This is a genomic window from Pseudomonas sp. NBRC 111139, from assembly GCF_001753955.1.
Lineage (GTDB): Bacteria > Pseudomonadota > Gammaproteobacteria > Pseudomonadales > Pseudomonadaceae > Aquipseudomonas > Aquipseudomonas alloputida.
On sequence record NZ_BCBP01000024.1, the window covers coordinates 114,917 to 135,439 of the forward strand.

At 63.4% G+C, this 20,523-nt stretch carries 19 protein-coding genes; 9 read left to right on the forward strand and 10 right to left on the reverse strand.

Annotated elements, in window-relative coordinates; translation table 11 throughout:
• Positions 1-33: 33 nt before the first annotated feature.
• Together BJQ17_RS08540 and BJQ17_RS08545 are read right to left on the reverse strand one after the other, a co-directional pair.
• Entirely contained in the window at positions 34-567 is a 534-nt protein-coding gene (locus BJQ17_RS08540) for a cytochrome b (RefSeq protein WP_003248038.1), read from the reverse strand.
• Positions 564-1,616 carry a catalase family peroxidase gene (locus BJQ17_RS08545; protein WP_070095893.1) on the reverse strand — a complete coding sequence of 351 codons (1,053 nt, stop codon included), beginning with the start codon at positions 1,614-1,616 and terminating at the stop codon, positions 564-566. Before BJQ17_RS08545 ends, BJQ17_RS08540 begins: the two co-directional genes overlap by 4 nt.
• A 124-nt stretch (positions 1,617-1,740) precedes the next feature.
• Between BJQ17_RS08545 and BJQ17_RS08550 the strand changes: the two genes are divergently transcribed.
• On the forward strand, positions 1,741-2,262 hold the full coding sequence (locus BJQ17_RS08550) for a sigma-70 family RNA polymerase sigma factor (protein ID WP_004577197.1): 522 nt from the start codon (positions 1,741-1,743) through the stop codon (positions 2,260-2,262).
• Entirely contained in the window at positions 2,259-3,011 is a 753-nt protein-coding gene (locus BJQ17_RS08555) for an anti-sigma factor (protein ID WP_003248043.1), read from the forward strand. The genes BJQ17_RS08550 and BJQ17_RS08555 overlap by 4 nt, the downstream gene beginning before the upstream one ends.
• 40 nt (positions 3,012-3,051) lie before the next feature.
• On the opposite strand, the gene xthA is transcribed toward BJQ17_RS08555, so the two are convergent.
• Entirely contained in the window at positions 3,052-3,864 is an 813-nt protein-coding gene (gene xthA, locus BJQ17_RS08560) for an exodeoxyribonuclease III (RefSeq protein WP_070095894.1), read from the reverse strand.
• A gap of 162 nt (positions 3,865-4,026) precedes the next feature.
• On the opposite strand from xthA, the gene BJQ17_RS08565 reads away from it, so the two are divergent.
• The 3 genes from BJQ17_RS08565 to BJQ17_RS08575 are packed head-to-tail and all read left to right on the forward strand — an operon-like array spanning position 4,027 to position 10,143.
• Complete coding sequence (locus BJQ17_RS08565; protein WP_004576713.1) at positions 4,027-4,677, forward strand: N-acetyltransferase; 651 nt, start codon at positions 4,027-4,029, stop codon at positions 4,675-4,677.
• Between the two features lie 52 nt (positions 4,678-4,729).
• Positions 4,730-6,472, forward strand: coding sequence for an autotransporter assembly complex family protein (locus BJQ17_RS08570; RefSeq protein WP_070095899.1), 1,743 nt, complete (start codon positions 4,730-4,732; stop codon positions 6,470-6,472).
• Positions 6,469-10,143: a translocation/assembly module TamB domain-containing protein gene (locus tag BJQ17_RS08575; protein WP_070095895.1), complete on the forward strand. Its 3,675-nt coding sequence runs from the start codon at positions 6,469-6,471 to the stop codon at positions 10,141-10,143. Before BJQ17_RS08570 ends, BJQ17_RS08575 begins: the two co-directional genes overlap by 4 nt.
• A 19-nt stretch (positions 10,144-10,162) precedes the next feature.
• On the opposite strand, the gene BJQ17_RS08580 is transcribed toward BJQ17_RS08575, so the two are convergent.
• The 4 genes from BJQ17_RS08580 to BJQ17_RS08595 form a co-directional block, all read right to left on the reverse strand.
• The gene (locus BJQ17_RS08580; protein ID WP_003248053.1) at positions 10,163-10,717 is read right to left on the reverse strand and encodes a DUF2589 domain-containing protein; all 555 of its coding nucleotides are present in this window, start codon (positions 10,715-10,717) and stop codon (positions 10,163-10,165) included.
• A gap of 74 nt (positions 10,718-10,791) precedes the next feature.
• The gene (locus tag BJQ17_RS08585) at positions 10,792-11,436 is read right to left on the reverse strand and encodes a DUF2589 domain-containing protein (protein WP_012052541.1); all 645 of its coding nucleotides are present in this window, start codon (positions 11,434-11,436) and stop codon (positions 10,792-10,794) included.
• Positions 11,437-11,501: 65 nt separating this feature from the next.
• On the reverse strand, positions 11,502-11,882 hold the full coding sequence (locus BJQ17_RS08590; protein ID WP_003248057.1) for a Mor transcription activator family protein: 381 nt from the start codon (positions 11,880-11,882) through the stop codon (positions 11,502-11,504).
• A gap of 251 nt (positions 11,883-12,133) precedes the next feature.
• Positions 12,134-12,592 (reverse strand): hypothetical protein, encoded by a 459-nt coding sequence (locus BJQ17_RS08595; RefSeq protein ID WP_003248060.1) that lies wholly within the window; start codon positions 12,590-12,592, stop codon positions 12,134-12,136.
• 151 nt (positions 12,593-12,743) lie between these two features.
• On the opposite strand from BJQ17_RS08595, the gene BJQ17_RS08600 reads away from it, so the two are divergent.
• On the forward strand, positions 12,744-12,932 hold the full coding sequence (locus BJQ17_RS08600; protein WP_003248064.1) for a hypothetical protein: 189 nt from the start codon (positions 12,744-12,746) through the stop codon (positions 12,930-12,932).
• Positions 12,933-12,968: 36 nt separating this feature from the next.
• Here the strand turns inward: BJQ17_RS08600 and BJQ17_RS08605 are convergent, their stop codons facing one another.
• Complete coding sequence (locus BJQ17_RS08605) at positions 12,969-13,343, reverse strand: hypothetical protein (RefSeq protein WP_003248065.1); 375 nt, start codon at positions 13,341-13,343, stop codon at positions 12,969-12,971.
• Between the two features lie 196 nt (positions 13,344-13,539).
• Here BJQ17_RS08605 and BJQ17_RS08610 point away from each other — a divergent pair, with 196 nt between their 5' ends.
• The gene (locus BJQ17_RS08610) at positions 13,540-15,852 is read left to right on the forward strand and encodes an acylase (RefSeq protein ID WP_070095896.1); all 2,313 of its coding nucleotides are present in this window, start codon (positions 13,540-13,542) and stop codon (positions 15,850-15,852) included.
• Between the two features lie 81 nt (positions 15,853-15,933).
• Here BJQ17_RS08610 and BJQ17_RS08615 read toward each other — a convergent pair whose 3' ends face one another.
• Both BJQ17_RS08615 and BJQ17_RS08620 read right to left on the reverse strand, forming a co-directional pair.
• Positions 15,934-16,656, reverse strand: coding sequence for a UDP-2,3-diacylglucosamine diphosphatase (locus BJQ17_RS08615; RefSeq protein WP_070095897.1), 723 nt, complete (start codon positions 16,654-16,656; stop codon positions 15,934-15,936).
• Positions 16,653-17,153: a peptidylprolyl isomerase gene (locus BJQ17_RS08620; RefSeq protein WP_004576709.1), complete on the reverse strand. Its 501-nt coding sequence runs from the start codon at positions 17,151-17,153 to the stop codon at positions 16,653-16,655. The genes BJQ17_RS08615 and BJQ17_RS08620 overlap by 4 nt, the downstream gene beginning before the upstream one ends.
• Positions 17,154-17,401: 248 nt before the next feature.
• Between BJQ17_RS08620 and BJQ17_RS08625 the strand changes: the two genes are divergently transcribed.
• On the forward strand, positions 17,402-19,105 hold the full coding sequence (locus tag BJQ17_RS08625; protein WP_003248073.1) for a glutamine--tRNA ligase/YqeY domain fusion protein: 1,704 nt from the start codon (positions 17,402-17,404) through the stop codon (positions 19,103-19,105).
• A 9-nt stretch (positions 19,106-19,114) separates the two neighbouring features.
• The gene (cysS, locus tag BJQ17_RS08630; RefSeq protein WP_014591235.1) at positions 19,115-20,497 is read left to right on the forward strand and encodes a cysteine--tRNA ligase; all 1,383 of its coding nucleotides are present in this window, start codon (positions 19,115-19,117) and stop codon (positions 20,495-20,497) included.
• The last annotated feature ends 26 nt before the right edge of the window (positions 20,498-20,523 follow it).

The following is a 20,523-nucleotide window of genomic DNA, read 5'->3' on the forward strand; positions in this document are numbered from 1 at the left end:
ATTATCGATTGTCGAACCCCGTGCTGCTACCGTTCACTCGCTGCGGTGCAAGGGGCCAGGCCACATGCTACGCAACACACCGTCACGGCGCACCCACGCATGCATCAAAGCGGCCCCCACATGCACCAGCACCGTGGCAAACAGCAGGTAGCCGGCCCAGCCATGGGCCTGGCGCAACACAGCATATAGCTGCAGGTTGTGGGGGGCGATGGCGGGCAAGCCGAGCGGGCGCGGGTAATCGCCTGCCGACAGCATGGCCCAGCCCAGCAGCGGCATGGCCAGCATCAGGCCATAAAGCAGCAGATGCGAGGCTCCGGCGGCCCAGCGCTGCAGTTTTGGCAGATCGTTCGGCAGGGGCGGGTGAGGTAGGGTCAGGCGCACAGCAATGCGCAGTACCACCAGCACCAGCAGGGCCAGCCCGGTGGCCTTGTGCAGGCTGATCAGCACCGGGTGGCGTAGCGACAGGTCGGCGACCATGCTCACGCCGATGAACAGCATGGCCAGAATCAGCACGGCCATCAGCCAGTGCAACACGCGGGCGAAAGGGTGGAAGGCTTGAGGTTTCATGGCTTGGCTCCGGTGCTGAGCGATTCGCGGCTACGGCGGTTGAACGATTCGGAATAGGCGGCCGAGCGGGCGGCGAGGATCGGGTCGGCTGACGCCTCTATGCCGCGGGGCAGGATCAGCGGGTCGAAGTTGAGATCGCGGCAGGCCCCTTGCTCGGGGGCGTCTACCTGTTCCAGTACCAGAGTGCCAGCGTCCACGCTGCGCCGCTCGGCGGGCCACGGCCGGGCAGGGTCGTCCACGGCATCGCCAGGTTCGGCCAGTACCAGGCGCAGCGTCCAGCGCAACGGGCCTTGGGCAAGGCGCTGCTGCAAGTCGTGTTGCAGGAATTGCTTGTCATCAACCTGCGCGGGTAATGCCGCAAATGCAGTTTGTGGCTCGAGCTGCCAACGCACCGGGTGGGCCGCACCCGCTGCGTCGATCAGGCGGAAGGCATTGATACTGTGGTACTGCGTGTTGGCGAAGCTGTCGCTGGGTTTGTAACCCGCCGCCCATTGGCGAAACGCCGTGCTTTCCGGGTGAGCGGCGAAGAACGCCTGCAGCTTGCCAGGGTCCGGTTTGCCGGTTGCCGGGTCTGGTGCGCTCGCCAGTACTTGCTGGTAGAACCCTTGCGGCGTGCTGACTGCCAGCACCGGAGGGTTGTTCATGCCGGTCCGCCAGACCTGGCCATCGTCGGTGCTTAGCTCAATCGCCAGGCTGCGTACGGGTATACCCGTATCCGGGGCGAACGGGTTGGCGCCGCCGATGGCAAAACGGCCCACCACCGGCACCCGTTGCTGGCTGAAGGCGCGCGCCGTGGACAGGTTGGCGGCCTGCCCGCTGGCCTGGAAGTAGCCGCTCACGCACAAGCCCTTGGCGTGGTTCTTGCGGTAGCCGGGGTAATGCCCGGCTTGGGCTTCGAAGGTGTCGATGATGCGCTGTGGCGTCAGTCGGGGTTCGCCGAGCCAGCCAGCGGCATAGGCAAAGCCGGCACCTGCGGCCAACAGCACGCCGCCAATGGCGGCCAGGCGCAAGGCTTTGGCCGAGCCGTGCAAGGGTGTGTTCATGATCATCGTCCGGTTCAGTGAAGGTGCCAGTACGACGTGTCAGAGAAAAAGTTATTCCCTCATTGGGAATAGAATGTGTTCACAGGCGTCTGCCCTTTACACTGACAACCCCAGAGGCCGGGACCTAGCCATGCATGATTTGGACGACCACCAGTGGCGCGAGCTGCTGGCCCGCCTGCGCCGCTTTGCCGTGTGGCTGACCCGCGAGCCGGGCAGCGCCGACGACCTGGTGCAGGCCACGGTCGAGCGGGCCCTGAGCCGTCGCGACCAGCAGCGGGACGCTGATGCCCTGCGTGCCTGGCTGTTCACCATCCTTTATCGACAGTTCCTCGACGGTAAGCGCCGCGAGCGATTGCATGCGCGCTGGTTGTCCTGGTTCGGCCGTAACGAGCACGACGATGAGCCGGTCGGTGACAACCTCGAAACCATCGTCCTGGCACAGGCCGACCTGCAGGCGTTTGCCCGGCTGACGGCGGAGCAGCGTGCCTTGTTGTTGCTGGTCAGCATCGAAGGCTTGAGTTACAAGGAGGCCGCCCAGGCTTTGGGTATCCCCATCGGCACTGTGATGTCGCGCCTGTCGCGCGCGCGCAATGCCTTGCGCGAACTGACCGAGGGCAACCCCCAGCCCCCGGCCTTGCGGAGACTGAAATGAAGCGCCTGATCCCCAGCGATGACGAATTGCACGCTTACGTCGATGAGCGCCTGGAACCTGTGCGCCGGGCCGAAGTGCAGGCCTGGCTGGCGGCCAACCCGCAAGCTGCGGCACGGGTGGAAGGCTGGCGCGCCGATGCCCGGCGGCTGCGCACAGCGCTGGCCGGGTTGGGCGAGCTGCCCGGTGCGGCGCAGCTGGACCTTGGCCAGTTGCGTCGGCAATTGCGCCAGCGTCGGCAGCGGCGCTGGGCTGCGGCGGCGGTGGTGATGCTGGCGTTGGGTGTGGGGGGCTTGGGCGGCTGGCAAGTGCGCGATGCAACCCTGGCGCGGGTCGACCTGCCCATGGCTGATGCTGTTCAGGCGCACCGTTTGTTCGCCAGCAGTGAAGCACTGGATATCCAGGCCAGTGATCCTGGGCGGTTGCGCGACTGGCTAGGCCGCCATTTCAGCCGGGTGGGCCAGTTACCGGACCTGGCGGGGTATGGCTTCAAACCGGTGGGCGCCCGCTTGCTCAGCAACGAGCAGGGGCCGGCTGCATTACTGGTATTCGAAGATGGCAAGGGCCAGCGCATCAGCCTGTTCCTGCGCTCGCCGGGCGACCTTTATCGGCGCATGCCGGACGGGCAGCGGGTCGATGGCCAGCTGGAGGCGCGGTACTGGTCGCATGGGGCTTATAACTTTGCCTTGGTCAGCGCGGCGGACGATGTGCGTGGGGCGGGGGTGGGGGAGGCGTTGAGGTTGGGGTTGTGAGTGTGGGCCCAAGGTGTGCACCTTGGGCCCGTCACCCGAATCAGCTCAACTCCAGCCAGATCGGCGCATGGTCCGACGGCTTTTCCATCCCGCGCAGCTCATAGTCCACGCCCGCTGCCTTGATGCGCGGCACCAGCGGCTGCGAGGCCATGATCAGGTCGATGCGCAGGCCGCGCTTGGGCTCGTCCTCGAAGCCGCGGCTTCGGTAGTCGAACCAGCTGAAACGGTCGGTCACCTCCGGGTACAGGTGGCGGAAGCTGTCTACCAACCCCCAGCCTTTCAAACGTTCCATCCACTCACGCTCCTCCGGCAGGAAGCTGCACTTGCCGGTCTTCAGCCAGCGTTTGGCGTTGTCCGGGCCAATGCCGATATCACCGTCTTGCGGCGAGATGTTCATGTCGCCCATCACCAGCACTGGCTGGTCGTTGCGGAACTGGCTTTCCAGCAGTGCCTGCAGGTCGCTGTAGAAGCGCTGCTTGGCCGGGAACTTGGTGGGGTGGTCGCGGCTTTCGCCTTGGGGGAAATAGCCGTTCATGATGGTGATCGGGCTGCCGTTGGCATCGGCAAAGGTACCCCAGATGAAGCGGCGCTGGGCATCCTCTTCGTCGGTGGCAAAGCCCTTGTGCAGGCTCAGCGGCGGCTGGCGCGACAGCAGGGCCACGCCGTAGTGGCCTTTCTGGCCATGGTAGTGCACGTGGTAACCCAGTGCCTGCACGTCGGCCAGCGGGAACTGATCGTCGCTGACCTTGGTTTCCTGCAGGCCGATCACGTCCGGCTGGTGCTTTTCGATCAGCGCCGCCAGCTGATGCGGGCGGGCCCGCAGGCCGTTGATGTTGAAACAGACGATCTTCATGGAAAGACAATCCCGGTAAAAGGCGCGATGCTAGCCGACATCGACCTGCATCACCAGCATGGCGGCCAGGCGAGCCTGCTGCTAACGTGCTGTTGGGGGTGAACGAAGCACGCTGGGGCACCTCCAAGGCACTGAACGCCCATTCCAGGAGGTCTGCCCGCAATGCCCGAAACCACAGCCGCCCCGGCCCGTGTCTGCCTGCTCGACGATGGTTACAGCCGCGAGGCACGTTCGCTGCTGTACAACGCCTACCGCCACGAGCCCACCTTCGCCTACATCTTCGAAGCCCAGCGCCCGGGGTATGAGCGGCGCCTGCGGGTGATGGTGCGCGAATGGGTGCGCCAGCACTTCTACCTGCAACTGCCCGCCATCGGCCTGCTGGTCGAGGACCGCCTGATTGCCCTGGCCCTGATCGTGCCGCCGCAGCGCCGGCTGGGCGTGGCCGACAGCTGGGCCTGGCGCCTGCGCATGATGCTGGGTACCGGCCTGCGCTGTACGCGGCGCTACATGGACTACCAGGCTGCATTGGCCAGCTGTCTGCCCACTGACCAGGTGCATGTGTTGCCTTTGCTGGGGGTGCACCCGCAGTTTCAGGGCAAGCACTACGGCGAGCAATTGTTACAAGCTGTGCACGACTGGTGCGCGGAAGACCCAGGCACCCAAGGGGTGGTGCTGGACACCGGTAACGAGCACTACCTGGCTTTTTACCAGCGTCAGGGTTATGAGGAAATTGGTGAAGTAGCTGTAGGACCAATCCGAGAGAGGGTGTTCTTTCATCCTAATCCAGTCTCTTCAAAACCCGCTTTTGCCTGAACAGGCCGCCGGGCGGCTCCCTTGAGCGCCTGGCTCTGGTAGCATGCGCCGCATGACGTATTCAGGAAGATTGACCTGGGGCCTGGTATTCTGGGTCGCCAGTTTCGCAGCATGGGGCCAGAGCGAGTTGTTGGTGAAGGTGAAACCGGCCAACAAGGCGCTCAAGGCCAATGTCGAAGGCTATATAGGCACATTGGGTGACCGCGACGAAGAAGCACTTTTACGCTTCAGTCGCGGGGCAGAGGAGCAGGCGCGCAAAGCGGCGCAGGCACTTGGCTACTATCAAACGCAGATCGATACCGAGGTCAAGCCTGCCAGCGACGCCGACCATCCCCCGCAACTGATCATCAGCATCAACCCGGGCGAACCGATTCGCCTGCGCAACGTGACCGTGCGCATCGAGGGCCCTGCCAGCGAGATGAAGGCCTTCCGCGTGCCTAACAGCAAGGCCCTGCGTGCGGGTGAACAACTCAATCACGGCCATTACGAGGATGCCAAGCGGTTGATCCAGAACCAGGCGTCGCGCTATGGCTTCTTCAGTGGACGCTTCAGTAGCCAGCGCCTGGCCGTTGACCCACAAGCGGGTGTGGCGGATATCGAACTGGTCTACCAGAGTGGCCCGCGTTATCGCCTGGGCGCCGTCACCTTCGGTGGCGACGCGCCGCTGGACGAGGACCTGCTGCAGCGCATGGTTTCGTTCAAACCGGGCACCCCTTACGACTCGGAACTGATCGCGGAACTGAACAACGACCTGCAATCGAGCGGCTATTTCGAAGGCGTGCGTGTGGATGCGGCACCCACTGCTGCTGTGGGCGAAGAAGTCCCGGTGGATGTTCACCTGGAAACCCGTAAACCACGCACCATGGGTCTTGGCCTGGGCTTCTCGACCGACGTCGGGCCACGCGGCAAGGCCAACTGGACCCGCCACTGGGTCAACCCGCAAGGTCACAGCTATGGCTGGGAAACCGAACTGTCGGCACCGCGCCAGAACGTCGGCCTGTGGTACGACATTCCGCTCGATCCGCCGCTGACCGACAAGCTGCGCTTTGCCGGTGGCTACCAGAACGAGGAGCTTGCCGGCACCGACACGCTCAGCAAGCTGTTGACGGTCGGCCCCGAGTGGCACAGCAAGCTGCCCAGTGGCTGGCAGCGGGTGATTTCGCTCAAGTACCAACGCGAAGAATATCGCCTGGGTGATGACTCCGGATTGAGTAACCTGTTGATGCCTGGCATCAGCTATTCCTTCCTGCGCAGTGACAACCGCATCGATCCGCACAATGGCTATCGCCTGCAGTTCGATGTTCAAGGTGCCAAGGAAGGGCTGGTTTCCGACACCAACCTGCTGCATGGCAACGTATTGCTCAAAGGCCTGACCACGCTCGGCCACAACCATCGCTTTCTCGGGCGTGTACAGTTTGGTGGTAGTGCGACCAATGGCTTCAAGAACAACATTCCGCCGTCGCTGCGTTTCTTCGCAGGTGGCGACCAGAGTGTGCGCGGTTACGACTACCAGACCCTGTCGCCGAAGAACAGCGACGGTGACCGTATTGGCGGGCGCTACCTGGTGGCAGGCAGTGTCGAGTACCAGTATTCGCTGACCGAAAAATGGCGGGTCGCGACGTTCGTCGACCAAGGCAACTCGTTCAATGACCTGGAGCTGCCCAGCCTCAAGACCGGTGTCGGCTTTGGTGTGCGCTGGGTATCGCCGGTCGGGCCGCTGCGCCTGGACCTGGCCAAGGCGCTGGATGACGAAGGGGGCATTCGCCTGCACTTTTCCATGGGGCCCGAGCTGTGAAACGCGTAATCAAATTTACTTCACTGGGCCTGCTGGGGGGCGTCGCGAGCATGGGCCTGGTGCTCGGCTTGCTGCTGGGTACCCAGGCCGGCAGCCGCTGGGCACTGGGCAAGGTGCCGGGGCTTGAAGTGGCCGACTTCCAGGGTCGCCTGGCGGGCAGTTGGCAGGCCAGCCGGCTGACCTGGGCCGACGGCGGCAGCACGGTAGAGATGCAGGCGCCGTCGCTGGCCTGGTCGCCTGCTTGCTTGCTGCGCGCTACCTTGTGCATTGACCGGTTGCAGGCAGACCGCATTGACATGGCCTTTGCGCCAAGCACCGAACCGACCGAGAGCGCCCCGCTGCAATTGCCGACCCTGCGCTTGCCGCTGGCCATCGAACTGGGTGAGGTCAAGGTCGGGCAGCTGCGCCTGGATGGCAGCGACCTGCTTGGCGATTTGCAATTGGCTGCGCACTGGACCAACAGCGGGATACGCATCGACAGCCTGCGGCTGCTGCGCGACGACCTGCAACTGAGCCTGCAGGGTGACCTGCAACCCGAAGGCGACTGGCCGGTAACACTACAGGCGCAATTACAGTTGCCTGCGGTAGACGAAAAACCCTGGCAACTGGCATTGACGGCCAAAGGCCAATTGCAGAAGACGCTGGAGCTCGCCGGCACCAGCAGTGGTTACCTCGATGCCACATTGAGCGGGCAGTTGCAGGCATTGGCCGAGCACCTGCCGGCGACCTTGCACATCCGCTCCGAGGCGTTTAAGCCGGCTGGTGCGTTGCCTGACACCCTGCAATTGAACGCGCTCGAGCTCGATGCCAAGGGCGATCTGCTCGATGGCTATCAACTGTCTGGCAGGGCCAGCCTGCCGGCCGAGCAGTCACCGATCGCCTTGCTTCTGTCCGGCCTGGTTGACAGTAAAGGCGCCAGGCTCGATGCCCTGGACCTGACCGCCAGCGACAGCCAACGGGTCAAGCTGCAAGCCACGGCTGACTGGCAGCAAGGCCTGAGCGCCGATGCGCAGCTGGACTGGCAGGACTTCCCGTGGTTGCGTCTGTACCCTCTGGAGACACCGCCCGAGGTCACCCTCAAGCGCTTCAATACCCAGGTGCATTATCGTGATGGCAATTACCAGGGGACTTTCACGGGGGACCTGGACGGCCCGGCAGGAGCGTTTAGCCTGGCCAGCCCGTTCGAAGGTGACCTCACCCAGGTGAAACTGCCGCAGTTGGCGCTGACCGCCGGCCAGGGCAAGGCAGCCGGCAGTGTCGCCGTCCGTTTTGCCGACACCCTGGCCTGGGATGTCGACCTGCAGCTCTCCGCGCTCGACCCGGCCTATTGGCTGGCCGAGCTGCCCGGTACCCTGGCGGGGCCACTGCGCAGCAAAGGCGAACTGAAAGGCGATGCACTTACCCTCGATGCCCAGCTTGACCTCAAAGGCCGCCTGCGTGGCCAGCCAGCCATGCTCAAGGCCGAGGCCCAAGGGGCAGGGCAAAGCTGGACCCTGGGCGCACTGGCTATCCAGCTGGGTGACAACCGCATCAACGGCAGTGGCAGCGTGCAACAGCGCCTGGCGGGGCAAGTCGACCTTGACTTGCCGCGCCTGGGCCAGTTGTGGCCAAGGCTGCAAGGCGGGGTCAAGGGCCGGCTGGATGTCGCCGGCACCTTGCAGGCCCCGCAAGGTACGCTCACCCTGCAGGGCCAGCGCTTGGCCCAGGGCGAAAACCGCCTGCAGCAGTTGGACCTGGATGCCCGCCTGGACAACGCCCAACGCGGTGTAGTCGGGCTCAAGGCAACCGGTATCCACCTGGGTGATACCGCCTTGGGCACGTTGCAGGCCAACGGCAAAGGCGACATACGCCAACAGGCCTTGACCCTCGCGCTGGATGGCCCGCAGCTCAAGCTCGACCTTGGCCTGGATGGCAAGTTGAACAAAGGTGACTGGCGCGGACGCCTGGCCACTGGCCGCATCCAGGCCGGTGGCCAGGACTGGCAGTTGCAGGCGCCCGCACGCCTGCAGCGGCTGGCCAGCGGCCAGCTTGACTTCGGGGCCCACTGCTGGCGCTCCGGCCAGGCAAGCCTGTGTGGCGACGACCAGCGGCTGGCCCCCGAACCGCGCCTGCGCTACCACCTCAAGCAGTTCCCGCTGGGCAGCCTGGCCCAGTGGCTGCCGAAGGACTTTGCCTGGCAAGGCCTGCTCAATGCCGATATCACCCTGGACATCCCGGCCAGCGGCCCCAAGGGCACTGTCGTTGTCGATGCCAGTGGCGGCACCTTGCGCGTGCGCGACAAAGGCCGTTGGGTCGATTTCCCTTACCAGGCCCTGCGCCTGGACAGCACGCTGGCACCGCGGCGCATCGATACGCGCCTGGCGTTTCGCGGTGAGCGCCTGGGTGAGCTGAACGTCAACGCCCGGCTCGATCCGCTGGGCAAGAACAAACCGTTGTCGGGTGATTTCCGACTGGCCGGGCTGGACCTGTCGGTGGCCCGCCCATTCGTGCCCATGGTCGAACGCCTGGCCGGGCAGCTCAATGGCAGTGGTCGGCTTTCAGGCACCTTGCTTGCACCTCAGGTCAACGGCAACCTGATGCTCAGCGGTGGCGAAGTCAGTGGCGCCGAGCTGCCGGCCAGCCTTCAGGACCTGTCATTGCAGGCGCTGATTGCCGGCGAGCAAGTGCAGCTCAACGGTAACTGGCGCAGTGGCGAGGCGGGACGTGGCCAGTTGAGCGGCAACCTCACCTGGGGGCAGGCACTGGGCATGGACGTGCGTCTGCAAGGCCAGCAACTGCCGGTCGCGGTCGAGCCCTACGCCACACTGGAAGTTGCCCCGGACCTGACCTTGCGCCTGATCGATGACAAGCTGGCGGTGACCGGCAAGGTGCAGGTGCCCAAGGGCAAGATCACAGTACGAGAGCTGCCGCCGTCCACGGTCAAGGTGTCGGATGACACGGTAATCGTCGGTCACCAGACCGAGGAAGGCAAACCACCCATGGCAATGGCCATGGACATCGATGTCGAAGTCGGCCGCGACAAGCTGTCGTTCAGCGGCTTCGGGCTGACTGCCAACCTGCTGGGTCATGTGCACATCGGCGATAACCTCGATACCCGTGGCGAACTGAGCCTGGCAGACGGCCGCTACCGTGCCTACGGCCAGCGCCTCACCATACGCCGGGCGCGTCTGCTGTTCGCCGGCCCGATTGACCAGCCATACCTGGACATCGAAGCGATCCGCAAGGTTGACGATGTGATAGCCGGCATCCGCCTGAGCGGCAGCGCCGAGCAGCCGACGACCAAAGTGTTCTCGGAGCCGGCCATGAGCCAGGAGCAGGCGCTTTCGTACCTGGTATTGGGGCGGCCATTGGGCAATACCGGCGAAGATAACAACATGCTCGCCGAGGCGGCCCTGGGCCTGGGCCTTGCCGGGAGCGCCGGCATAACCGGCAGCCTGGCGTCGAGCCTGGGGATCGACGACTTTCAGCTGGATACCGAAGGTTCTGGCAACAGCACCAGCGTGGTCGCCAGCGGTAACCTTACCGAGAAACTCAGCCTTCGTTACGGGGTGGGCGTGTTCGAACCGGCCAACACGATCGCGTTGCGTTACAAGCTGAGCAAGAAGGTTTACCTCGAGGCCGCCAGTGGGCTGGCAAGCTCTCTGGACATCTTCTACAAGCGCGACTTCTAGGCCCGCAGCGTGGCGGCCATCAACGGACGGTGGCCGCCTCGATGAACTCGTTGGTGTCGGGTGAGGGCGGTGGAGTGGTGGCGCGTACCGGGACGATCAGGTTGGTGTATTCCTCGATCAACCGGTTCAGGGCCTCTGGCGGTTCGCTCGCCTGGAACTGCATGCGGATCTGCACTTCGTCGGGGTCGCGGTTTTCGCCCTGGCGGCCTTGGCCACCAATGGTGACCTTGAAGCTCGCGGCCTTGCTCTCGCTTGCGGTCAGCAGTGCCTGCTGCGCCTCGGTGCCTTTGACCCTTACCGACAGGTCGACCTGCATGCGCTCAAGGGCCAGGCCTTTCGGTGACACCAGCGCAAACAGGGGGACGCGCATGATGTGCTGCCCATCCATGGCCACCTCGACCATCTTGGCTTTCATGGGGGCGCCCAGCGCTTGGGTGTCGCACTCGAAAAACTGGTCGAACAGGTTGATGTACTGCTGGGCAATCAGGCTGTTGGTGGCACTGGCGGCTTCTTGCAGGCCGCGGGTAATTTCACGCAGGTCAATGGAGGTCATGGGGGCGGGGGGCTTTTGCAACGATTCGACTCCTCAGGCCAGGGTGTGCCCCTCCCGCTACCGGCAGGAGGGGCTATGGGTCAAGCGCTAGCGTTTTACGGGGTCGGTAGGTTTGCAGGCGCGGCCCGTTTCAAGGTGTCCGCCTGGGATATTTCGTCCGGGCTTTCCAGTGCGGCGGTTCGGACAATGGTTGGCTTGGTTGCGGCGTCAGTGAGGAACTCGATTACCCTCATCATCGCTTCGGGCGGTTCCTGACGCTTCAGGGTCGTGTTGAAGGCATAGCGGGCACGGGTGTCTGTTTTACGGGTTTGCGTGGATTTGTGGCTCACGCTGCCTTTCACGTTAAGCCTGAACGGCCCCCATCCCAGTGAGCCGGTAGCTTCTGCACTCATGTCCTTGTTGGAAACATCTTCCGACATCTGGTTGATAACCAGCTCGAACTCTACATTACCCTCTTCGATGGAAATGTTCGGGTGGGTAATGGCCGCCATCAGCGGCACTTTCATGGTCTTGCTGACCACCCCTTTGTATTCGCCCTGTTCGTCGACGATGGTTTCGTCGTAGTCGAACTGGATGGCTACTGCCTTGCCATCCTGGACGCATACCTGCATCAGGAAGTCGGCGTAGGATTTGCTGGCGGTGACCTGCGCCTGGACCATGGCCTGCAAGGGACCGGCGATCATGCGGTCCATCGGCAGGGCATTGATCACGGAGCCTATAAGGCTGTTATCTAACGACATATCGGGAAGCTCGCTCTATCTAGTGGGTTAAGGCCGCCGCGAATAGCAGCCAAGGTGTTCGGGCGTCAGCGCGTGCAAAGCTCCTGGCGCCGGATGTTGCCGATCTGTCGCAGGCTCAGGCCGTACTTGTTGGCCAGCAGGCTGCGGGACAAACCGTTGGCGCTTTCCTTCTGGATCTGCTGGTTGCGCAGCTGACGCAGAAAGTGGTCAGCCTTGGGGATCTCCAGGGCGACCCCGGCAAAGCGCTTGATCAGTGCGTCAAGCGCTTCGGCCGGCAGCACGTCAGCGAGCTTGGTGCGCTCGCGGTGCTTGGGGATGTACTTGGGCCTGCCGCCGTAGGCGCAGGTCAGTTGGTAGGCGTTTTCGATGCCGATACAGTCGATCAGGGCCTGCAGCGAGTGGGGCAGTTGGCTGATATCGATCTGGCTCAAATCTGGCATTTGCATATGGCGCTCCTTCGGGGTGGATGGGATGTGCGACCCGATCACCCGCGGCGTTGTGTCGAAGGTGTGAGCAAATTCTGTGCGACAGCCGAGGCGCGTCGCTAGGCGGCATATGGGTTGGGGGTTGTAGCTTCGGTGAACAGGATTTGCAGGCAGTGATATCTGGCGCTGTAGGAAATGGCGTCGACATCTGGCTGTGCTTCCTGGTTTCCTGTCGGGTCGCTCGCGATGATGCGGAGCGGGTGCGGCACCCCTCAATCGCACGGGTAGCTGCTCAGCAAGCTGGCGCTACCCAGATAGGCTTGAGGGGTGGCGCGCATGCCCGGCGGCAACGTGCGCCAATCGACCAGCAGGCACAGCGCGTGCAACGGCTGACCGTTGCGCTGGCCGATGACCTGGTCGGCAAAGTGGCGGCGGTACAGTACCTGGGTCTGATTCAGAGGCTGTGCCTGGTCGGCCTGCGCCAGCGTTTGTCGGGCCAGGTCGGGCAAGCGGGCTGTGGGCACGCTGAAATGTACCGGTGCAGTTTCGGTCTGCAGGTAACCGGCCTGGCGTACGCGTTGCCACAGTTGTTGCCATTGGCTGGCACCGGCATGGGTGGCCAACTCGCGGCCCAGTTCGAGCAGGTGTTCGGCCGGCGTCTGCTGGGTGTCCAGTGCATGAAGCGAGAGCGGGGTCAGTAACAGCGATGCGAACAACAGGGGTTTGTACATGGTGCCTCCGGCGTGGGTGCTAGGAAGCCCCATGCTTTCAGGCTGACGTCACCCCACCCAGCAGGAAATCCAGCGCCGGGGGCGGTGACCGTTGTATCATTGCCGCGGCTCGTTGCGAGCCATTTGCCCCTGATGTTGCAAGGAACATTCGATGACACACGTGCAGCGCCTCAAATATTCACTTCTGATCATCCTGGTGGTACTGGGCCTGATGCTGGGCCTGTCCCACCTGCAGAAGCAGGGCACGATCAGTGAGCAGACCTTCCAGATGCTGGCCATCGCCATTGCCGTGGTGGTCGTGGTGATCAACGGCATTCTGCGGCGCAAGGTCAAGCCCTGATCTGCGCGGGCCGGCCAGGTATGGCCGGCCATGCGCTCAGCGCGAGGGTGTTTGCTCCAGTACGGCGCGCGCCTGGGGGTTGAGCCTGTAGCACTTGTCGCTACCCAGTTGTATGACGCCTTCGGTACACAGGCGCTTGAGCACTTCACGCACACTGAGGAACGACAGCGGAATATCCAGCTGTTCCAGTTGTGCGTGCACCCCGCGTACGCCAATACTGCGGCCATTGCGGTCGGCGGCGTGCAAGGCATCGATAACCTTGAGGCGGATCAGGCTGGTGCGCAGGCCGAAGGTGCGCAACAGCTCGCGGATCTGTTCGTTGCCGATTCGTTCTTCAGCAAATACGTCCTGTTCCTTGGACGCTTTGCCTGGCGCGCGCCCGGCCTGGATCGAGGTTTGCGGGTTGTACATGCGAATGCTCCTTTTCGTGGACGAACCCGAAATGTGGGTGGCTCACTTACTAGGACGAATGAGCACGCAAAAACTGCAACCCATTCGTGAAAAAAATGCCTGTTTCTCATCAAGACGTTCCATCGCCTTGTAATACGTAAAATATTCATCTGGCCATTCGTCTGATCGGGATGACCCCCGAACCCGAGGAGTGCCCGTGTTTCCACTTTGCCGTCCCATGACTTGCGCCGGCCTGGCCGCTGCCCTGGTGGCCTTCAGCGTCGGTGTGCAGGCGCAGCCCGCGCCAGCCGACGCCAGTGCCCAGATCCGCTATACCCGATACGGCGTACCGCATATCGTGGCCAAGGATGAGCGTGGCCTGGGCTATGGCGTCGGCTATGCCTACGCCCAGGACAACCTATGCCTGCTCGCCAATGAAGTGCTGACCGTGAGCGGTGAGCGCTCACGCTATTTCGGCGCCAAGGGCAAGACCCTGGAGCAGCGTGACAACCTGACCAGCGACCTGTTCTTCACCTGGCTCAATAGCCCAGCGGCGGTCGATGCCTTCCTGCAGGCGCAACCCGCGTCGGTGCAGGCTTTGCTGGCGGGTTATGCCAGCGGCTACAACCGGGCGTTGGTCGAACGCCGTCGTCAAGGGCTGCCCGCCGAGTGTGGCGATGGTGAGTGGGTGCGGCCCATCAGCAGCCAGGATCTGGTCAAACTGACCCGCCGTTTACTGGCCGAGGGCGGTGTCGGGCAGTTCGTTGAGGCGTTGGCAGGGGCGCAACCGCCAACGCTGGCCCGTCAGCAATCATCCGCGGGCTTTGCCAGCGCGTTGGCCCGGCAGGAGCGGTTCGCCGCGGAGCGCGGCAGCAATGCGGTGGCAGTAGGCGCGCAGCGCTCAGCCAATGGCCGCGGCCTGTTGCTGGCCAACCCGCACTTCCCGTGGATGGGCGGCATGCGCTTCTACCAGATGCAACTGACCATTCCCGGTCAGCTCGATGTGATGGGCGCGGCGCTACCGGGCCTGCCGGTGGTCAACATCGGTTTCAACCAGCACCTGGCGTGGACGCACACCGTCGACACCTCCAAGCACTTCACGCTCTACCGCCTGCAACTCGACCCCAAAGACCCGACCCGCTATGTGCTCGATGGCAAGTCGCTGCCGATGGCCCGGCAAACCATCCGTGTCGCGGTCAAAGGCACGGATGGCAGCCTGAGCCAGGTTGAGCGGCCGGTCTACAGTTCGCAGTTCGGCCCGGTGGTGCAATGGCCAGGCCGCCTGGACTGGGATGCGCAGGCGGCCTACAGCGTGCGAGACGCCAACCTTGAGAACTCGCGGGTGTTGCAGCAGTGGTACCAGATCAACCGAGCCGACAGCCTGGCGGCATTGAAGGGATCGGTCGAGCAGTTGCAAGGTATCCCTTGGGTCAACACGCTGGCCGTGGACGAGGGAGGGCGGGCCTTGTACCTGAACCAGTCGGTAGTGCCCTATGTTGACCAGCAACTGTTGGATACCTGCAGCAACCCGCAGGCACAAGGGCGCCTGGTGGTGCTGGATGGCTCGCGGAGCGCCTGCCAGTGGAAGATTGACGCGCAGGCGGCGCAACCGGGCATCTTCCCGGCGCGGCTGCTGCCAAGCCTGGAGCGTGAAGACTTCGTTCAGAACTCCAACGACCCGGCCTGGATGGCCAACCCGGCGCAGCCGCTGACCGGCTACTCTCCACTGGTCAGCCGTAATGATCAGCCGCTGGGCATGCGTGGCCGCTTTGCCTTGCAGCGCCTGCAGGGCAAAGCCCGGTTAGGTGTAGATGAACTGCAGCGCATGGTCACCGATGACGAGGTGTACCTGGCCAGCCTGGTGTTGCCAGACCTGCTGCAATGGTGCAAGGGTGCCAGCGCAGATGTGCAGGCCGTGTGCAGCAGCCTGACCGCCTGGAACGGCAAGGCCGACCTCGACAGTGGTATGGGCCTGGTGCACTTCCAGAACCTGTTCAATGCGCTGGCCGAGCACCCGGAAAGTTGGCGAGTGGCATTCAACCCGGCCGACCCGCAGCACACCCCGCGCGGCCTGGCTGTCGAGCAGGCGGCGGTGAGCAGGTTGGTACATCAGGCAGCACTGGCGTCGCTCAAGCAGGTCAGTGAAAGTGGCGTGGCCGGGGAAGCGCGCTGGGGGCAGGTGCAACAGGCCCTTGATGGTACGCCGGTACCAGGCGGCCCGCAGGCGCTAGGGGTGTACAACGCGATCTACAGCGTGCCGCACGGGCAGGGCAAGCGGCTGGTGGTGAGTGGCACCAGCTACCTGCAACTGGTCAGCTTTACCGACAAGGGGCCAGACGCCCGTGGCCTGCTTGCGTTTTCCCAGTCGAGTGAGAAGGCTTCGGCGCATGCCAGTGACCAGACCAAGGCATTTGCGGCCAAGCAACTGGCGGTGATTCCGTTTACCGAGGCGCAGATCAAGGCAGACCCTGAGTACCGGGAAGTGGTGATCAGTGAGCGGGACAAGGGGGCGGTAGTCAGCCAGCCCTGAGGCGTCAGCCTGCGCCGGCCCATTCGCGGGTAAACCCGCTCCTACAGGGGCCTGCGGGCTTGCCCGCGAGACCCTGTAATGTCAGGAAAACTCGAACGGCGCCAACTGAAAGCCCTGCTCGTCAACCTGCAAGGCCCAACCGCGGCGATCCCAGTCGCCCAGCACGATACGCCGTGCCGGTTGGCCGTCGACCACCAGCTTGTGAATCGCTGGCCGATGGGTATGGCCATGCACCAGGGTGCGCACGCCATGCGCCGCCATCACCTTGGGTACTTCTTCCGGCGTGACGTCGACAATCTCAGTGGACTTCATCCGCGTTTGTGTACGGCTTTCATTGCGCAGCTTGCGCGCCAGCCTGTAGCGGGCCGACAGCGGCAGGTGGCGCAGGATCCACAAGCTCAGCGGATTGCGCAGCAGGCGGCGCATCTTCATGTAGCCCAGGTCGCGGGTGCACAGGGTGTCGCCATGCATCAGCAGCACCTGTTCACCGCCCAGCTCGATCACGCTGGGGTCGTGCAACAAGGTGCAACCAGCGGCATCGCAGAAGGCCTGGCCAATCAGGAAGTCACGGTTGCCATGCATCAGGTAGATGGTCGTGCCACTGTCGCTCAGCCGGCGCATGGCCTGGCAGATCGACTGCTGGAAGGGCGTCATGGCATCGTCGCCAATCCACGCTTCGAAGAAGTCACCAAGGATGTACAGGGCCTTGGCGTGGCGGGCGCGGCCATCGAGCAGATCAAGAAACGCCCGGGAAATATCCGGGCGTTCTTCTTGCAGGTGCAGATCAGAGATCAGCAGAATCACTCAATGATCTCGGCTTTCTCGATGATCACGTCGTCCTTCGGTACGTCCTGGTGGCCAGCTTTGGAACCGGTGGCCACTTTTTCGATGGCGTCGACCACTTCACGGCCTTCGATCACTTCGCCGAATACGGCATAACCCCAGCCTTGCACGTTCTTGCCGCTGTGGTTGAGGAAGTCGTTGTCGGAGGCGTTGATGAAGAACTGCGCCGAGGCGGAGTGCGGCTCCATGGTACGGGCCATGGCAATGCTGTACTTCTTGTTCTTCAGGCCGTTGTCGGCTTCGTTCTGGATGCTGGCGCGGGTTTTCTTCTGGCTCATGCTGGCCTCGAAGCCGCCGCCCTGGATCATGAAGCCTTTGATCACACGGTGGAATACGGTGCCATTGTAGTGGCCGTCCTTGACGTACTGAACGAAGTTTTCGGTAGTCAGTGGCGCTTTCTCGGCGTCCAGTTGCAGGACGATGTCGCCGTGGTTGGTGGTCAGTTTGACTTTGGACATGCTGAAACTCGCTCTTTCAAGGCAATCAGAAATTAGGGTGCGCAGGGCGCCGGTTATCACCTGACGTATGTTCAGGCGATCACGACACATGGCGCGCACTGGCCATTTTGCCAGGCTGCGGCAAAAAGCCGTGATAAATCACATCAGTTTGTCCGGGCGCGGCTGTCAGCAGCTTGACTGCTTCGGCTATGATAGGCCCTTTGATTCAATCGGCCTACCCAGGCTGGACACACGCATTCAAGGATCCTATGAGCAAGCCCACTGCCGACAACGCGCCCAACGCCGCTGCCAAAGGCGCCCCCGCTGTCCCTGCGAACTTCCTGCGGCCGATCATCCAGGCCGACCTGGACTCGGGCAAGCACAGCAGTATCGTCACCCGTTTCCCGCCGGAGCCCAATGGTTATCTGCACATTGGCCACGCCAAGTCGATCTGCGTCAACTTCGGCCTGGCCAAGGAATTCGGCGGCGTCTGCCACCTGCGCTTCGACGATACCAACCCGGCCAAGGAAGACCAGGAGTACATCGACGCCATCCAGAGCGATGTGAAGTGGCTGGGCTTCGACTGGGCCGGCGACGTGCGCTATGCCTCCGACTATTTCGACCAGTTGCACGACTGGGCGGTCGAGCTGATCAAGCGCGGCAAGGCCTACGTCTGCGACCTCACCCCTGAGCAAGCCAAGGAATACCGCGGCAACCTCAAGGAACCGGGCAAGAACAGCCCGTTCCGCGAGCGTAGCGTGGAAGAAAACCTCGACCTGTTCGCCCGCATGAAGGCTGGCGAATTCCAGGACGGCGAGCGTGTGCTGCGGGCCAAGATCGACATGGCCTCGCCAAACATGAACCTGCGCGACCCTATCCTGTACCGCATTCGCCATGCCCACCACCACCAGACCGGCGACAAGTGGTGCATCTACCCCAACTACGACTTCACCCACGGCCAGTCGGACGCCATCGAGGGCATTACCCACTCGATCTGCACCCTGGAGTTCGAAGGGCATCGTCCGCTGTACGACTGGTTCCTCGACAACCTGCCGGTGCCGGCACACCCGCGCCAGTACGAGTTCAGCCGCCTGAACCTGAACTACACCATTACCTCCAAGCGCAAGCTCAAGCAGCTTGTGGACGAGAAGCACGTCGATGCCTGGGACGACCCACGCATGTCGACCTTGTCCGGCTTCCGTCGCCGTGGCTACACGCCGGCTTCGATCCGCAACTTCTGCGAAATGATCGGCACCAACCGTTCCGACGGTGTGGTCGACATGTCGATGCTCGAGTTCAGCATCCGTGACGACCTGGACCGCACCGCGCCACGCGCGATGTGTGTGCTGCGCCCGCTGAAAGTGGTCATCACCAACTACCCTGAAGGCCAGGTCGAGCAGCTTGAGCTGCCACGTCACCCGAAGGAAGACATGGGCGTGCGTGTGCTGCCGTTCTCCCGCGAGCTGTACATCGACCGCGACGACTTCATGGAAGAACCGCCGAAGGGCTACAAGCGCCTGGAGCCGGCCGGTGAAGTGCGCCTGCGCGGCAGCTACGTGATTCGTGCTGACGAAGCCATCAAGGACGCCGACGGCAATATCGTCGAACTGCGTTGCTCGTACGACCCCGACACCCTGGGCAAAAACCCTGAAGGCCGCAAGGTCAAGGGCGTGATCCACTGGGTGCCGGCCGAGGGCAGCGTCGAATGCGAAGTGCGCCTGTACGACCGCCTGTTCCGCTCGCCGAACCCGGAAAAGACCGAGGAGGGCGGCAGCTTCCTGGACAACATCAACCCGGCTTCGCTGCAAGTACTCAGCGGTTGCCGTGCCGAGCCGTCGCTGGCCCAGGCGCAGCCCGAGGACCGCTTCCAGTTCGAGCGTGAAGGCTACTTCTGCGCCGACCTGAAAGACAGCCAGCCGGGTCGCCCGGTGTTCAACCGCACTGTCACCCTGCGTGACTCCTGGGGCAGCTGAGGAACCGCCGTGCTTACCATCTACAACACCCTGAGTAAAACCAAGGAAGTCTTCAAGCCGCTGGATGGCAACAAGGTGCGCATGTACGTGTGCGGCATGACCGTGTACGACTACTGCCACCTGGGCCATGGCCGCAGCATGGTGGCCTTCGACCTGGTCACCCGCTGGCTGCGCAAGAGTGGCTATGAGCTGACCTACGTGCGCAACATCACTGACATCGATGACAAGATCATCAACCGGGCCAACGAGAACGGCGAAAGTTTCGACGCCCTGACCGCCCGCATGATCGACGCGATGCACGAAGACGAGCGCCGCCTGAACATTCTGCCGCCGGACCAGGAGCCGCGTGCCACCGACCATATCGCTGGCATGCACGCGATGATCCAGACCCTGATCGACAAAGGGTACGCCTACGCGCCAGGCAATGGTGACGTGTATTACCGGGTCGGCAAGTTCGTCGGCTACGGCAAGCTGTCGCGCAAGAAGATCGAAGACCTGCGTATCGGTGCACGCATCGAGGTCGACGAAGCCAAGCAGGACCCGCTCGACTTCGTCCTGTGGAAGGGCGTCAAGCCGGGCGAGCCAAGCTGGGAATCGCCATGGGGCCCGGGTCGCCCGGGCTGGCACATCGAGTGCTCGGTCATGTCCACCTGCTGCCTGGGCGAGAGCTTCGACATTCACGGCGGCGGCAGCGACCTGGAGTTCCCGCACCACGAGAACGAGATTGCCCAGAGCGAGGCGGCCACCGGCAAGCAGTACGCCAACGCCTGGATGCATTGCGGCATGATCCGTATCAACGGCGAGAAGATGTCCAAGTCGTTGAACAACTTCTTCACCATCCGCGACGTGCTCGAGAAGTACCACCCGGAGGTGGTGCGCTACCTGCTGGTGGCCAGCCACTACCGCAGCGCGATCAACTACTCGGAAGACAGCCTGCGTGACGCCAAGGGCGCGCTGGAGCGCTTCTACCACGCCCTGCGCGGCCTGCCACGGGTGGCGGCCAAGGGTGGCGAAGCGTTTGTCGAGCGCTTCAGCGTGGCGATGAACGACGACTTCGGCACCCCCGAAGCCTGTGCCGTTCTGTTCGACCTGGTGCGCGAGATCAACCGCCTGCGCGACAGCGACGTGGAGGCTGCTGCTGGCCTGGCCGGTCGACTGCGCGAGCTGGGTGATGTGCTGGGTGTGCTGCAGCTGGAGGCCGATGACTTCCTGCGTGCCGGTGCCGAAGGCAAGGTCGATGCGGCTGAAGTCGAGGGCCTGATCCAGGCGCGCCTGCAGGCGCGTGCGGACAAGAACTGGGCCGAGTCGGACCGCATTCGCGATCAGCTGACCGCCATGGGTGTAGTGCTGGAAGACAGCAAGGGCACGACGACCTGGCGCCTGGCTGACTAAAGCAACTGGGGCTGCGTTGCAGCCCC

Excerpts from the sequence above, each read along its gene's own strand:
- BJQ17_RS08550 (WP_004577197.1), top strand. The coding sequence starts at position 1,741 with ATGCATGATTTGGACGACCACCAGTGGCGCGAGCTGCTGGCCCGCCTG.
- BJQ17_RS08620 (WP_004576709.1), bottom strand. The coding sequence starts at position 17,153 with ATGTCCAAAGTCAAACTGACCACCAACCACGGCGACATCGTCCTGCAA.
- BJQ17_RS08625 (WP_003248073.1), top strand. The coding sequence starts at position 17,402 with ATGAGCAAGCCCACTGCCGACAACGCGCCCAACGCCGCTGCCAAAGGC.
- BJQ17_RS08565 (WP_004576713.1), top strand. The coding sequence starts at position 4,027 with ATGCCCGAAACCACAGCCGCCCCGGCCCGTGTCTGCCTGCTCGACGAT.
- BJQ17_RS08545 (WP_070095893.1), bottom strand. The coding sequence starts at position 1,616 with ATGATCATGAACACACCCTTGCACGGCTCGGCCAAAGCCTTGCGCCTG.
- BJQ17_RS08600 (WP_003248064.1), top strand. The coding sequence starts at position 12,744 with ATGACACACGTGCAGCGCCTCAAATATTCACTTCTGATCATCCTGGTG.
- BJQ17_RS08540 (WP_003248038.1), bottom strand. The coding sequence starts at position 567 with ATGAAACCTCAAGCCTTCCACCCTTTCGCCCGCGTGTTGCACTGGCTG.
- BJQ17_RS08590 (WP_003248057.1), bottom strand. The coding sequence starts at position 11,882 with ATGCAAATGCCAGATTTGAGCCAGATCGATATCAGCCAACTGCCCCAC.
- BJQ17_RS08555 (WP_003248043.1), top strand. The coding sequence starts at position 2,259 with ATGAAGCGCCTGATCCCCAGCGATGACGAATTGCACGCTTACGTCGAT.
- BJQ17_RS08585 (WP_012052541.1), bottom strand. The coding sequence starts at position 11,436 with ATGTCGTTAGATAACAGCCTTATAGGCTCCGTGATCAATGCCCTGCCG.
- BJQ17_RS08605 (WP_003248065.1), bottom strand. The coding sequence starts at position 13,343 with ATGTACAACCCGCAAACCTCGATCCAGGCCGGGCGCGCGCCAGGCAAA.
- BJQ17_RS08595 (WP_003248060.1), bottom strand. The coding sequence starts at position 12,592 with ATGTACAAACCCCTGTTGTTCGCATCGCTGTTACTGACCCCGCTCTCG.
- BJQ17_RS08570 (WP_070095899.1), top strand. The coding sequence starts at position 4,730 with ATGACGTATTCAGGAAGATTGACCTGGGGCCTGGTATTCTGGGTCGCC.
- xthA (WP_070095894.1), bottom strand. The coding sequence starts at position 3,864 with ATGAAGATCGTCTGTTTCAACATCAACGGCCTGCGGGCCCGCCCGCAT.